The organism is Pseudomonas asplenii (assembly GCF_001293465.1).
GTDB classification, from domain to species: domain Bacteria; phylum Pseudomonadota; class Gammaproteobacteria; order Pseudomonadales; family Pseudomonadaceae; genus Aquipseudomonas; species Aquipseudomonas fuscovaginae_B.
In genome coordinates this window covers 60,755-74,026 of sequence record NZ_JSYZ01000027.1, presented here as the reverse complement: position 1 = coordinate 74,026, position 13,272 = coordinate 60,755, and the positions used below count along the sequence as shown (strand labels likewise).

Sequence of the window (13,272 nt, the reverse complement as noted above, 5' to 3'; positions counted from 1 at the left end):
TCGGGCCCCTGAGCCGTCGATGGCCCGATCCTCGATAGCGTAAGACGGATTGGCAAATGACCACCCCAGCAACTGAAAACACCGGCAACTGGCAACAGGTGATCGCCCTGGCCCTGGCCGCCTTTGTCTTCAACACCACCGAATTCGTGCCGGTCGGGCTGTTGAGTGCCATCGGCGAGAGCTTCGACATGTCGACCGCACAGGTCGGCCTGATGCTGACCATCTACGCCTGGGTGGTGTCGCTGACTTCGCTGCCGATGATGCTGCTGACCCGTAACGTCGAGCGACGCAAGCTGCTGATCGTTCTGTTCGGGTTGTTCATTGCCAGCCATGTACTGTCGAGCATCGCCAGCAGTTTCGGCGTCCTGCTGGTGAGCCGGATCGGCATTGCCCTGGCCCACGCATTGTTCTGGTCCATCACCGCGTCCCTGGCGGTACGGGTGGCGCCGGCGGGCAAGCAGGTGCAGGCGTTGGGGTTGTTGTCGACCGGGACGTCCATGGCGATGGTGCTGGGGATTCCGCTGGGCCGGTTGCTGGGCGAAGCCATGGGTTGGCGTACGACGTTCCTGGTGATTGCCGTATTGGCTGGCGGCCTGGTGCTCTGGCTCGGGAAAACCCTGCCGTTGCTGCCGAGCCAGAACTCGGGGTCGCTGAGAAGCCTGCCGGTGCTGTTCAAGCGCCCGGCGCTGGTGGCGGTCTACTGCCTGACGGCATCGGTAATCACTGCGCAATTCACTGCCTACAGTTATGTCGAACCGTTCATCAAGACCGTGGCGGGCATGAGTGGCGAGGTGGTCACCCTGATCCTGCTGCTGTTCGGGGGTGCCGGAGTCCTGGGCTCGTGGCTGTTCAGCAGGTTCAACCGGCAACACCCGCAGCCGTTTCTGCTGGTGGTGACCTCGTTGCTGACTGTTTGCCTGCTCCTGCTGTTGCCGTTGAGTGGCAATGTTTCGGCACTGAGTGTGCTGAGCGTGTTCTGGGGCGTGGCGATCATGGGCTTTGGCCTGTCGCTGCAGCGCAAGGTGCTGGAACTGGCGCCGGACGCCACCGACGTGGCCATGGCGATGTTTTCCGGGATCTACAACATCGGCATTGGCGGTGGGGCGCTGGTGGGGAGCTGGGTAGGGCGGCAGCTGGGGTTTTCCTACATCGGCGTGGTCGGCGGTGCGCTGGCGGGTGTGGCGTTGGCGCTTTACTGCGTGTCGCTGTACCGCCACTCACTCAAGGGTGCCCAGGGCTAGGGTCTCAGTAGTCGGGTGGGCCCCGGTCAGCGCGTTGTGCTCCAAATCGCTCACGATAGAAGCCCGGCGTTGCGCCTACACGTTTGAGAAACGCCCTGTGCAGGGCGTCCAGGCTGCCGAAACCGGCGCGATCGGCAATTCTTGCCAATGGCCACTCCGATGTTTCGAGCAATAGCTTGGCCCGGTCGACGCGAGCGGTTTCGATGAAGTAGCCCGGTGGATGGCCTGTTTCCTTGCGGAACATCCGCGACAGCGTTCTTTCACTCATACCGGCCCGTTGAGCCAGCGCCGGACCGCTGAGGTCCCCACTGGGGTCGTCGATGATTTCGGCTATCAACGAGCGCAAGCGCGGTGTTGCGTTCGCTGGAACCTTCAGTCCGGCACTGAACTGCGACTGCCCGCCTGGTCGACGCATATAGAGCACCAGCTCACGGGCAACGGCCAGGGCGACAGCCGCCCCACAGTCGGCTTCTACCAGTGATAGGCACAAGTCGATCCCTGCCGTGACACCGGCCGACGTGTAAAAAGGTGGTTGGGCGACATAGATCGCATCCGGCTCGACGTGAATCGCGGGTCTGAGTGCCTTCAGCAACTCGCAGGCGTTCCAGTGGGTGGTCGCGCGACGATTGTCGAGAAAGCCCGCTGCCGCCAGTACGAAGGCGCCTGTACAGACGCTGGCGATGCGTCTTGTCTGGGTGGAGCGCTCGCGTAACCAGGGCAAAACTCCGTCTTCGCAAGCAGCACTACGCAGCGCATCCTCACTACCTCCGGCAATGATGATCGTGTCCAATTCTGCGGGTAGGTCAGCAAGGGCGATGGCTCCAGCGAGTCGAAAACCGGCGTGGGTGGCGATCTCATGGCCATCGGTCGAGGCCAGTACGACCTCATATGGAGCCACCTCGGCAGGGCTGTGGCGATTGGCGACGGCGAATACTTCCATCGGCCCGACTACGTCCAGTGACTGAACACCGTCGAAGCCGACGACGGCGACCGTGCGGGTTTTTCGTTGCAGATAAGTCATGGCGGAAAATGCGACTGAATTGACCTTTTGGTCACGTCATGGTGCGTGTAATTTTCCTGGCGAGCAATCAGGCAGAAGAGACGCTTCATGACGCACGCCCACCGTAGCGCAATCGTGGTACTCGCATTGGGATTATTGCTGCTGGTGGCCTGCTCCGTTCCGTCGCATTCCGAGTCCCCGAAACAGGTGGTTCGCGATGATGTGGGGAGACTGATCCAGGTGCCGGCGCCCAAGCCGGGGCGCAGTCGCCCGCTTGCGGTGGTGCTGGCTGACAACGCGGGTACCGAGACCACCGATTTTCTGGTGCCTTATGGCGTGCTCAAGGAGTCCGGGGTGATGGAGGTGATCGCCGTATCGACCCGGCCTGGCAGGGTAAAGTTGATGCCGGCACTCGAGATCCAGGCGCAGATGACCACCGCCGAGTTCGACCTTGCCACGCCGGAGGGCGCCGACATTCTTGTGGTGCCAGCCATGCACCGCGCGGATGACCCGGCGCTGCTTGCCTGGGTGCGCAAACAGGCAAGCGCGGGTGCGCGGATCGTCTCGATTTGCGACGGCGCCTGGGTGCTGGCCAATGCTGGACTGTTGCGCGACCGGGTTGCGACTTCACACTGGTATTCGCTGGCCTCGCTCAAGCGGCAGTACCCAGACACCACCTGGGTGCAGGGTCGCCGTTACGTGGCCGATCGCAACGTGATGACGACCACGGGTGTGAGTGCGTCGATTCCGGCGTCTTTGGCGCTGGTCGAGGCCGTCGCAGGCCGCTCGGCAGCCGATGTTACGGCCAGGCGCCTGGGTGTGGATTCATGGGGGCCAGCCCACGACAGCAGCCAATTCAAGTTGACGACGGGTCTGGGTTTTGTCGCGTTGGCAAACCTGTTCGCCTTCTGGAGGGATGAGACGGTCGAGGTGCCGGTGGAGGAGGGCTACGATGAGATCGCGCTGGCGCTGACCGCCGATGCCTGGTCACGTACCTACCGTTCCCATGCGCTGGCGAGCAGTACCCGTACAAGCGTTCATTCAAGGCATGGCTTGCTGTTGCTGCCTGAGGTGCTTGCAGGTTCCGGCCAGCCAACGTTTGCCCCCCATACCGGTGCAGCGGCGGGCGCGCTGGATCTTGCGTTGGAAGGCATTGCCAGTCGTTACGGTGCGGCGACAGCTGATTTTGTGGCCCTTCAGCTTGAGTATGTCAAAAAGTGAGGTTCAGGGCGGCCAACGAGCCCATCTTCGAATCAATTCGAGGGATCAGCGTCTTCGAACTCGATTGCTTGCAAATCCTTTGTCCGCAAATGATGTTGAGCAGTTTGAGGGCCGGCCCGGCAGGGCGTGTATCGGCTTGCTCCCACTTGCGCACGAGCGAGATCGCCACGTAGGGATTCAATGATTTCCCAAGTCTGCATCGATCAGTCCCTTTTCCATCTCCATGACGGCTTTGCACAAGATCGCATCGGACTGCTTTTCGCCTGTTTGCCAGCGCGAAAAGTCTTTGCGCTTGAGAGTGATCATGCGGGCTCGATCCATTAGGTATACCCGTAACGGGTATGATTTGAAGCCTGTTCCGTGTGACTGCATCGGACTCTTCAGGAGAGTGGCAGGCCTTGCCCTGGCGCTGCGCCGCCTGGCCGGCCGCGTCATGCTCCCCGACGCCACACACTATACTGATTGAGTGTTGGTGCGGCTGCGGCGCGTACTCCACAACCACACCCTGGGCATGAACAGTACGTCTGCAACCGACAGAGGGTTCTGCCATGAAACAACCATCCCTGCAGCATCTATCCCATGATCTGGGCATGGCCGTGCACGACACCTGGACCACCGCCCGGGTCAAGTCCGCCCTGGCCATGGCGGATTCCGCCCAGAGCCTGCACATCCATGTGAAAACCCATGCCGGGATGGTGTCCCTGAGTGGGCGGGTGATGAATCATCGCCAGTATGAGCGGGTGGTCGACCTTGTGCACCGGGTGCCCGGTGTCCTCGACGTCGATGCCCATGAACTGCTGACCCACGTGTTCATACCGACGGGCTCGATGCAGCCGCCGAATGCGGAAGAGAGCAGCGAGTACCGTTCGCCAATGCCGCCGCGCAAGGACGAATGATCTCTTCGGATAATCCGGGCAGGAACGTTGATTACCAGGCGTTCCTGCCTGCGGGGTGATCCGTCAGTTTTTCTCTCGCCATTCCTTGGCCAAGCGGGCCAGGTACTTCATGGCTGCCTGGTTTCGAGCTTTGCCGTGCGCATCAGGCCAAAGGAAGGCCAGAATCAGATATCTGCTTTCATACAGCTCTCCAGGCACGTATACGAGCGCAGCATCCTCGCCTGGCCGACCCGCTTTGCAAACTCTATCTCGCTGAGGGGTGCCCTCACGAAATCTGGCCGGTGGAATTCTGACATGGATGTGCATCATGCATGCCTGGAGCGCGAGTGAGGGCTGGGTGTAGGGTGCATCTCTTCCAAAAATAGAGGGTAAGCACGACCGGTTTGACCCGATGTAGCGCTCAAACTCGTTCTTCAAGGCAGAGGAAAATCCAGGATGCTGGGCGTCAACAGGTTCAAAGAATTCTGCAAACGTTTTGGGGTGGAAGGAAACCTCGACTGCCATTCAATCCCTTAGGTCAATTCTCTTAACCGATGGCTGGTGTGCTCAGCAAGATCTCGAAGTGCAGAGGGGGAGAGTTTGCTTTCGAACTCCTCAGGGCGTGAGAAGAATTGCTTGTACAAGCTGTCGATCGTGGCAAGTCGGGTTCTGACCTTGGCTACTGCTCTACGAAGTGCCTCATGGTCGTCAGTAAGGGCCAAGGGTACTTGTGCCTTTCTGAGGTCATCCTCCAACTGTCGAGTAGCTTTCAGCAACTCGATATTCCTCAAGAACCGCTCATCGTCAAATGTTGTCGATGAGGCCAGTGAGGTGATGTTTCCCGAAAATACGGTATCCAGTTCCTGCCAGCCCTTCGTCAGCCCGGTTATCACCCTCTGCAGGTCGCTAAGGGTTGGCTTCTCGACCATGGATTCCCTTGTCGATGACGATGAGCTTTTTCCCGAAAGGTTGGTGTAATCACCGACCAAGGCGAGAGCCGCGACAATGAGCGCTGTCGGTGCTGCCGCTTTGATAGACATGGGGCCTCCACGGGACGATGGCATTTGTACCGAAATTCAGAGGGTGATTATCGGTTCTGCACTTCACTAGTACAACGACTGGACATGGCATGAAATGAAAAACCGATAATCTGCAGTTCCTGACGCTCAGTGTAGATCAGCCCGGTTGGTCCCTCGATCAGCGCTGGATATGACACCGGACCCGTTGCTGTTCCGAGCCCACCATGACCTGGGGCTTCTCACAGCCCACGGTGCAGATCCGGCAGCGCTCGCGAAAGAAACACCCCTGCGGCAGACGCCGATTGCCCGGCAGCTCGGTCGGCGCCGCCACCTGGTCGGCCTGTAGCGGCACACCCAGGCGTGGCACCGCCTCGAACAGCAGGCGGGTGTACGGATGCCGCGGCGTGTCCAGCACTTTGGCGGCGCTGCCCAGTTCGACGATCTGCCCCAGGTACATCACGGCCACCCGATCGGCCATGTGCCGCACCACCGAGACGTTGTGGGAGATCAGGATGTAGGTCAGCTGGCGCGCGCGTTGCAGTTCCGCCAGCAGGTTGAGGATTTGCGCCTGCACGGAGATGTCCAGGGCCGAGGTCGGTTCGTCGAGGACGATGATGTCCGGGTCCGAGGACAGTGCACGGGCAATGGCGATCCGCTGGCGCTGGCCGCCGGAGAACTGGTGCGGGAAGCGATCGAGGTATTCCGGGCGTATGCCCACCTGGGACGCGACCTTGGCGGCGACTTCGCGCATCTGTTCGCGGGACTGGTGGCCGCGGGCATACAGCGGTTCGGTGATGATGCGCCAGATCGGCAGGCGCGGGTCGAGGGACGACTGCGGATCCTGGAAGACGATCTGCACGTTGTGCCCGGCCTTGCCGTTGTCGTGCTCGGGCCAGTTCAGGGCGCCGCTGCTGGGGGCGATCAGGCCCATCAGCAACTGCGCCAGGGTGCTTTTGCCGCAGCCCGACTCGCCGACAATACCGAGGGTTTCGCCTGCCCGGACCTGCAGGTCGATGCCGTTCAGCGCATGGGCGTAGCCCCGTGGGCGGCCGAGCCAGTCGCTGCTCACCGGGAAGCGCACACGGACGTCGTCGAGCCGCAGGATCTCGGGTGCCGTTTCCGGCCGCGGATGAATGATGGCACTGTTCATTGCGACAGCTCCTTGGCCGGCAGCCAGCAGGCGCTCTTGCGTTGCTCGTTGCCGTTGATGGGGGTGAGGGAGGGACGCTGGGCGCAGGCGGGCATGCGATGTGGGCAGCGTTCGCCGAAGGTGCAGCCCTCGGGCAGGGCGGCCAGGTTCGGTACCTGCCCCGGAATGGTCTGCAGCGGCTGGCCCGGTTCGACCATCTCCGGCAGGCCGCTGAGCAGGCCGCGGGTGTACGGATGCTGCGGATTGCCCATCACCTCGGCGGTGTTGCCCTGTTCGACCACGGCCCCGGTGTACATCACATAGACCCGGTCGCAGAACTGCGAGACCAGTGCCATGTCATGGGTGATCAGCAGGATGGCGGTGCCTTTCTGCCGGGCCTGCTCGCGCAGCAACAGCAGCACCTGGCGTTGTACGGTGACATCGAGCGCCGTGGTCGGCTCGTCGGCGATCAGCAACTGCGGTTCGCAGGAGAACGCCAGGGCGATCATCACCCGTTGGCGCATGCCGCCGGACAGTTCGAAGGGGTAGGCGTCCAGCACCTGCTCGGGGCTGGCGATGTGCATGTCGCGCAGCAGGGCGATGGCCTTCTGGCGGGCCTCGGCGGCGCTGATCTTCTGGTGGTGGATGATCACGTCGAGCATCTGCCGGCCGATGCGCCGGGTCGGGTTCAGGGCGGTCATCGGTTCCTGGAAGATCATCGCCGCATCGCGGCCACGAATGTGCAGCAGATCCTTTTCGGACGCGGCGAGCATGTCGCGCTGGAGCATGCTCAGGCTGCCGGCGGTGATGCGGTAGCTGCGTTCGGGCAGCAGGCGCATGCTGAGCATGGCGGTGACCGACTTGCCCGAGCCGGACTCGCCGACCACGCCGACGATCTCGCCGGGATTGACGTGCAGGGTGACGCCGTTGAGCGCCTTGACGTTGTTTTTGTAGGCCGGGAACTCCAGGCTCAGGTTGTCGATGGCCAGGACGGGAGCGGGTGTGGGCATGGTCATTTCCCCTGTTGCCGTGGGTCGAGCAGATCGCGTACGCCATCGCCGAGCAGGTTGAAGCCGGTGGCGGTGATCAGGATCGCCAGGCCCGGAAAGGTCGAATACCACCAGTTGTCGAGGATGTAGTTGCGCCCGGTGGCGACCATCGCGCCCCATTCGGCGGTGGGTTGCTGGGCTCCAAGGCCGATGAAACCGAGCGCCGAGGCCATGAGGATGGCGCTGCCGATGTCCAGGCTCAGTTGCACCAGCAACGGCGGCATGGCATTGCGCGCCACGTGCCAGTGCACCAGGTGCCAGCGCCCGGCGCCGAAGGTCTGCGCGGCCTTGACGTAGCCCATCTGGCGGATGCTCAGGGATTGGCCGCGGGCCAGGCGCACGTAGGACGGAATCCGCACCAGGGTGATCGCCAGCATGGCGTTGAACAGGCTGGCGCCCAGGGCGGCGGCCAGGGCCATGATCAGCACCAGCGAGGGTACCGACAGCATGATGTCCATCAGGCGCATCACCAGCGCGTCGAAGCGGCCGCCAATGACGCCGGAAAAGCAGCCCAGCAGGCCGCCGATCAGGCACGAGGCAAAGGCCACGAACAGGCCGACACCGACCGACTGCTGGCTGCCGAACAACACGCGGCTGAAGAGGTCCCGGCCGACTTCATCGGTGCCGAACCAGTGCTCGGCCGAGGGTTCGGCCAGGCGCTCGGCCAGGTTCAGCGCATTGGGGTCGTGGCTGGCCAGCCAGGGCGCGAAGATCATGCACAGCAGCACGATGGAGGTGATCGCAAGGCCCGCCAGGGTCAGCGGGCTGCGGCGGACCTGGTAGGCCAGGTAGGCGAACGTGTCGCTCCAGCGCGGGCTGCGGGTTGCACTCAAGGGGACGGACATTTCAGCTCACCTCGCCGATGCGTGGGTCGATCACGCGGTACAGAAGATCGATGGCCATGTTCAGCAGCACATAGATGAAGGACACCAGGATCGCGAAGCCCATCACCGCCGGGAAATCCAGCGACTGGATCGACTTGACCACATAGGCGCCCATGCCGGGCCAGGCGAACACGGTTTCGGTCAGCACGGCGCCGTAGAGCAGATCGCCGAGGGTCAGGCCGAGCACGGTGACCGAAGGAATCAGCGCGTTGGGCAGGGCATGGCGCAGGATCACCGTCCAGCGCGACAGGCCATAGGCCCTGGCGGTGCGGATGTAGTCCTCGCCGAGTTGATCGAGCATCGCCGAGCGGATCTGCCGGGCGACCACGCCCAGGGTCACGAAACCGAGGGTGGCGGCGGGCAGGATCAGGTGCTGCAGCGCATCGCCGAACAGGCTGCCGTCGCCGGCGAGCAGCGAGTCGATCAGGTAGAAACCGGTGAAGGTCGGTGGGGGTGTCAGCCCTTCGGACAGGCGACCGCCACCGGGCAGCCAGCCGAGTTGGCCGTAGAACAGCACGATGGTGCCCAGGCCCAGCCAGAACGCCGGGGTGGAAATGCCGGTCACCGCCAGGGTGCGGGCGATCTGGTCGATGGCGCGGTTGTGGTAGACCGCCGACAGCACGCCCAGCGGCACGCCGACGAGAATGGCCAACAGCAGCGCCACCAGCGCCAGTTCCAGGGTGGCGGGGAAGAACGCCTGCAAGTCTTCCAGCACCGGCCGGTTGGTGCGGATCGAGGTGCCCAGGTCACCGTGCAGCAGGTCCATCAGGTAGCGGCCGTATTGTTGATACAGCGGCAGGTCCAGGCCCAACTGGTGGCGGATGCCGGCCACCAGTTCATCGCTGGCGCGATCGCCGGCGATCAGCCGGGCCGGGTCCCCGGGGATCAGGTGGGAAATTGCGAAGGTAATCAGCGAAACACCGAACACGACCAGTACCAGGCCGAGCAGGCGCTTGCGCAACAGAGTCAGGAAGGCCATCTGGCACCTCAGTCACACGAACGACGGGAACGCCGCGCCAGTCGCGAACGACCGGCGCGGGCGAGCAGGCTTACTTGCTCATGCTGCCCAGGTTGAACACCTGTTCGAGCATCGGATTGAACACGTAGCCCTTGACCGAATCACGCATCGGCAGGGTGTAGCTCTTCTGGTAGAGGTAGGCGTAGACGCTGTCCTTGAGCACCCTTTTCTGCGCCGTCTGGTACAGCTCGACGCGCTTGGCGGTGTCACTGGTGGCCGCCGCTTCACGGATCAGCTTGTCGACCTCGGGGTTGCTGTAGAACGAGCGGTTGCCCTGCAGGCCCTGCATCCTGGAGTCGAACCAGAAATTCATGAACATGTACGGATCGGCGAAGTCCGGGCTCCAGGCGCCGGCGGCGATGTCGTAGTCGGCCTGGCCGACGCGCTCGCGCAGGGTCGCGTTGGCGAGTTTTTCCAGCTTGAGGTTGACTCCCAGCGGGGCCAGCGCCGCCTGCAGCGTCAGGCCGATCGGTTCCCAGTTCGGGTCCTTGTCGGAGTACAGGTAGCTCAGGTTGGTGACTTTCTGCGGGGCCTTGGCCAGGCTTGCCTTGGCGGCGGCGAGGTCCTGCTTCATCGCCGGCAGGGTGCTGTCGTAGGCCCACATGCCATCCGGGATCGGCCCGTTCATCAGCTTGGCCTTGTCCTTGAGGATGCCCTTGACGATACCGCTGTAGTCCACCGCCTCGGTGATGCCACGGCGGGCGTCGACGCTGGTCAGCGGGCCCTTCTTGTTGTTCAGGTACAGGTAGGTCACGCGCAGCGACGGGAATTCCCTGACCGCCACCCCGGGCTTCTTGGCCAGTACGCTGAGCTGGTCTTCGGGCATGTCCTCGATGATGTCCAGGTCGCCTTTTTCCAGTTGCAGGCGGCGTACCGACGGCTCGGCGATGATCTTGATGATCACGCTTTTCAGCGCCGGCCTGGCACCGGCGAAATAGCTGTTCGGTTCCAGGGTCAGCGACTGGCCCTTCTGCCAGTTGCTCAGGCGGAAGGGGCCGGAACCGGCGGTGTGGCTGGACAGCCAGGCGTTGACGTCGCTGCTCTTGTTCACCACATCCGGGTTGATGATCGAGGCGCCGTTGTGGGCCAGGGTGAACAGGAACGGCGCGAACGGTGTCTTGAGGGTGAAACGGATGGTCTGCGGGTCGACCACCGAGACCACCATGTCCTCGGGGAAGGCGCCGGACGGGCCTTGCTTGAGGGTCATCAGGCGGTCGAAGGAGAACTTCACGGCGGCGGCGTCCACCGGTGCGCCGTCATCGAACTTGTTGCCGGCCTTGAGTTTGAACTCCCAGACCAGGTTGTCCGGAGAGACGGTCCAGCTTTCGGCCAGGTCGCCCTGGACTTCGGTGCTGCTCCTGTCGCCTTCGACCTTGTAGCCGACCAGGCGCTGGTAGGACGGGTAGGTGATGGTCCAGTCGTTGTTGTCGAAGGTCACCGCCGGGTCGAGGGTCTGTGGGTCGGCGGGCTTGCCGATGACCAGCGTGTCCTGTGGCGTGGCCGCGCTGGTGGCCTGCCAGGCGCCGAGGCTCAGGGCGCTGCACAGCAGGGTCAGCAGCAGCTTGCCGGTGCCGGGGACGGTCTTGCGGGTCACGGTGTCGATTGGGTTCATGCCGGTTTCCTTGATCATTCGATGTATGGAAGTTCGTCAGGTTTTTTATAAAAGCTATAACCGGGCAGTTGCAGGTGAAGCGTAAGTCGCGCGGGTTATTGTTGTTTTCAGCCCCTTTGAGGCGGCTGTGCTGCGTAGCGTTCGAGGCTCTCTGGCCGCGTTGGTATCGGGTTGGAACGGTTACTGGGCGTTTGTCTATTCGTCCTCCAGCAGGGGGTAGTCGTCGGCATTGGGCAGCTCGTAATGCCACCACTCGGTGGCGATGGCCTGAAATCCGGCCGCGAGCATCACGCCGAGCAACAGCAGGCGATTGCGCTGCACCAGGGCGGGCAGGTCGGGGTAGAACTGATGGGAGCGTTCTTCCATGGTGTCGAAGGCGCTGCCCATGTCCAGCGGCTGGTTGTCGCTGTCGACCAGGGTCAGGTCCACCGCCACGCCACGGCTGTGGTGCGAGCCCAGGTGCGGGTCGCGCACGTAGTCGTTGTTCGGCAGCGCTTCCCACAACAGGTGTTGGGCGTAGGGCGGCCGGTAGGCGTCATAGATGCGCAGGGTGTAGCCGGCCTGGCGGGCCAGCCGGCTGGCCAGTTCCAGGCGTTCGGCGGCTTCGCGGTGCAGCCGGCAGCGGGCAGTGGGGTAGATCACTTTCCCGGCCAGGTTGTCCGCGCTGGCGTAGATCATTTCGATCTGCACCTGGTAGCGCCGGGCATCGATTTCTACAAGGGGGTTGCTGTTCACACAAACACTCCGGTTGGGACTTGCTGGGCGTTGAATCAACCTTCGAACTGGCCGAAGGCTTTCTGCAGTTGGCGGTTACGGGCCAGGCGCTCGTCGAGTCGATCGCCGTACTTCTCCGCCACCGCCGAGACCACCAGGTTGAGCAGGCAGGTCAGTGGTGCGAGGGAGTCCCAGAACTGGCCGACATCGGTTTTCAGTTGCAGCAGGTCCAGCTCATGGTCGCGGGCCCAGGGGCATTGCAGGTCGGTGATCAGCGCGAGGGGCAGGTCGTTGTCCCTGGCCACCTGGCAGAAGGTCTGGGCCACGCTGGAGTAGGCGCGGAAGTCGGCGATGATCGCGTAGGGGTTGGCGAAGCCGGAGTTCAGCGTTTCGGCATAGATGCCCGAGAGGCCGTCGACGTAGTAGACCTTGGGGCGAATGTATTCGAGGTGGCTGTGGAAGGCGGTGAGAATCCCGCGGGTCGACTGGATCCCCAGGATGAATACGGCATCGGCTGCATGGATGCGCTGCACGATCCGGGCAAAGGCCTCGCTGCGTGCCAGACCGTAGGCATGCTCGATGGCCTCGATTTCGCGGTGCATGGAGCGGTCGAGGGCGTCTCCCTGGTTGGCCTCGGCCCGAAAGGCGCCGATGCGGTCGGTGATCAGCCAGGATGCCGGAGCCTCGCCACGCAGGCTCTTCTTCACGTCGTCGATGTTCTGGTAACCCAGTGAACGCAGGAAACGCCCCACGGATATGCCGGTGGTCGAGGCGTGCTGGGCGATGCTGTCGGCCGACTCGAACGGCAGCTGTTCCGGGTTGCCCAGCAGGTAGCTGGCGATGCGCTTGCCGGTCGGGGTCAGGCTGGAGAACTGTTGCTCCAGTTGCTGCAGGAAGCGGTTTTTTTCCGTGGACATGTCGGCGTGCCAGCGTCTGAGTTGTTATATCTATGTCATTTTCATGTTGCTTGTTATGAAAATAACATTGCTTTTCGAGATAGCACAATGCCTTTTTTCAGGCGCTGATCGGGGGGCTGGGCAAAGCGGATGTCCTATCTGGGCTGGCGAGCCGGATTCAGCATGGGTTCTCCACTACGGCTTCAGACAGTCCTGCCGGTGGCTCCAGATTGTTCAACGCCCGGTTGACCAGCAATTCCCCCAGCTCAGTCAGTTGCTGCACCGCCAGTACGACACTGCGGTGTGAACCTTCCAGTTCGCTGGCCAGGTCGGTGGTCATGACGTTCAAGGAGGCAAGGGTCTCGCTGGCGTGACAGAGCAGTGATCGGGTGTCGATATCTGGCACTACGGTGAAGAGCGGCGGCCAGCGGCTCGCAGGTTGTGAACACCTTTGAGGGTTGCACCTGGAAAGGAGGCGGTCCGACTCCGGGGCGTGGGGGGTGGCCTTTTTCATGCTTGAGCTCCTTGCGGGGTGGGTGTCGGACTCATGGGCAAGCGGCATTGCATGGCAGTCACATGAGCGGACGGACCGCTAGTTATTACCAGAAAAACTC

General features: G+C 62.7%; 15 protein-coding genes. 3 read left to right on the top strand and 12 right to left on the bottom strand.

Features of this window, described 5'->3' with window-relative positions:
- The first annotated feature begins 56 nt into the window (after positions 1-56).
- On the top strand, positions 57-1,241 hold the full coding sequence (locus PF66_RS28820) for a sugar transporter (RefSeq protein ID WP_054056961.1): 1,185 nt from the start codon (positions 57-59) through the stop codon (positions 1,239-1,241).
- A 4-nt stretch (positions 1,242-1,245) separates the two neighbouring features.
- Here PF66_RS28820 and PF66_RS28815 read toward each other — a convergent pair whose 3' ends face one another.
- Positions 1,246-2,262 (bottom strand): GlxA family transcriptional regulator, encoded by a 1,017-nt coding sequence (locus tag PF66_RS28815; RefSeq protein ID WP_054056960.1) that lies wholly within the window; start codon positions 2,260-2,262, stop codon positions 1,246-1,248.
- A gap of 87 nt (positions 2,263-2,349) precedes the next feature.
- On the opposite strand from PF66_RS28815, the gene PF66_RS28810 reads away from it, so the two are divergent.
- Complete coding sequence (locus PF66_RS28810; protein ID WP_081005889.1) at positions 2,350-3,462, top strand: DJ-1/PfpI family protein; 1,113 nt, start codon at positions 2,350-2,352, stop codon at positions 3,460-3,462.
- 177 nt (positions 3,463-3,639) lie between these two features.
- On the opposite strand, the gene PF66_RS32395 is transcribed toward PF66_RS28810, so the two are convergent.
- Positions 3,640-3,768: a type II toxin-antitoxin system RelE/ParE family toxin gene (locus PF66_RS32395; protein WP_239687909.1), complete on the bottom strand. Its 129-nt coding sequence runs from the start codon at positions 3,766-3,768 to the stop codon at positions 3,640-3,642.
- A 242-nt stretch (positions 3,769-4,010) separates the two neighbouring features.
- Between PF66_RS32395 and PF66_RS28800 the strand changes: the two genes are divergently transcribed.
- Positions 4,011-4,358 carry a BON domain-containing protein gene (locus tag PF66_RS28800; RefSeq protein WP_054064547.1) on the top strand — a complete coding sequence of 116 codons (348 nt, stop codon included), beginning with the start codon at positions 4,011-4,013 and terminating at the stop codon, positions 4,356-4,358.
- 63 nt (positions 4,359-4,421) lie between these two features.
- On the opposite strand, the gene PF66_RS32390 is transcribed toward PF66_RS28800, so the two are convergent.
- From PF66_RS32390 to PF66_RS28755, 10 genes are all read right to left on the bottom strand, one after another.
- Positions 4,422-4,862, bottom strand: a complete 441-nt coding sequence (locus tag PF66_RS32390; RefSeq protein ID WP_081005888.1) for a type II toxin-antitoxin system YafO family toxin — start codon at positions 4,860-4,862, stop codon at positions 4,422-4,424.
- Between the two features lie 8 nt (positions 4,863-4,870).
- Positions 4,871-5,377, bottom strand: coding sequence for a hypothetical protein (locus PF66_RS28795; protein WP_054056957.1), 507 nt, complete (start codon positions 5,375-5,377; stop codon positions 4,871-4,873).
- 157 nt (positions 5,378-5,534) lie between these two features.
- Positions 5,535-6,506, bottom strand: coding sequence for an oligopeptide/dipeptide ABC transporter ATP-binding protein (locus PF66_RS28790; protein ID WP_054056956.1), 972 nt, complete (start codon positions 6,504-6,506; stop codon positions 5,535-5,537).
- Entirely contained in the window at positions 6,503-7,501 is a 999-nt protein-coding gene (locus PF66_RS28785; RefSeq protein ID WP_193394241.1) for an ABC transporter ATP-binding protein, read from the bottom strand. The genes PF66_RS28790 and PF66_RS28785 overlap by 4 nt, the downstream gene beginning before the upstream one ends.
- On the bottom strand, positions 7,498-8,379 hold the full coding sequence (gene ddpC / locus PF66_RS28780; protein ID WP_054056954.1) for a D,D-dipeptide ABC transporter permease: 882 nt from the start codon (positions 8,377-8,379) through the stop codon (positions 7,498-7,500). Before ddpC ends, PF66_RS28785 begins: the two co-directional genes overlap by 4 nt.
- 1 nt (position 8,380) lies before the next feature.
- The gene (locus tag PF66_RS28775) at positions 8,381-9,397 is read right to left on the bottom strand and encodes an ABC transporter permease (RefSeq protein ID WP_054056953.1); all 1,017 of its coding nucleotides are present in this window, start codon (positions 9,395-9,397) and stop codon (positions 8,381-8,383) included.
- Between the two features lie 70 nt (positions 9,398-9,467).
- On the bottom strand, positions 9,468-11,048 hold the full coding sequence (locus PF66_RS28770) for an ABC transporter substrate-binding protein (RefSeq protein WP_054056952.1): 1,581 nt from the start codon (positions 11,046-11,048) through the stop codon (positions 9,468-9,470).
- A 195-nt stretch (positions 11,049-11,243) separates the two neighbouring features.
- Positions 11,244-11,783, bottom strand: a complete 540-nt coding sequence (gene ddpX / locus PF66_RS28765) for a D-alanyl-D-alanine dipeptidase (RefSeq protein ID WP_054056951.1) — start codon at positions 11,781-11,783, stop codon at positions 11,244-11,246.
- A 35-nt stretch (positions 11,784-11,818) separates the two neighbouring features.
- Positions 11,819-12,679: a MurR/RpiR family transcriptional regulator gene (locus tag PF66_RS28760; RefSeq protein ID WP_054064545.1), complete on the bottom strand. Its 861-nt coding sequence runs from the start codon at positions 12,677-12,679 to the stop codon at positions 11,819-11,821.
- 157 nt (positions 12,680-12,836) lie between these two features.
- The gene (locus PF66_RS28755; protein WP_054056949.1) at positions 12,837-13,172 is read right to left on the bottom strand and encodes a DUF6124 family protein; all 336 of its coding nucleotides are present in this window, start codon (positions 13,170-13,172) and stop codon (positions 12,837-12,839) included.
- Positions 13,173-13,272: the final 100 nt, after the last annotated feature.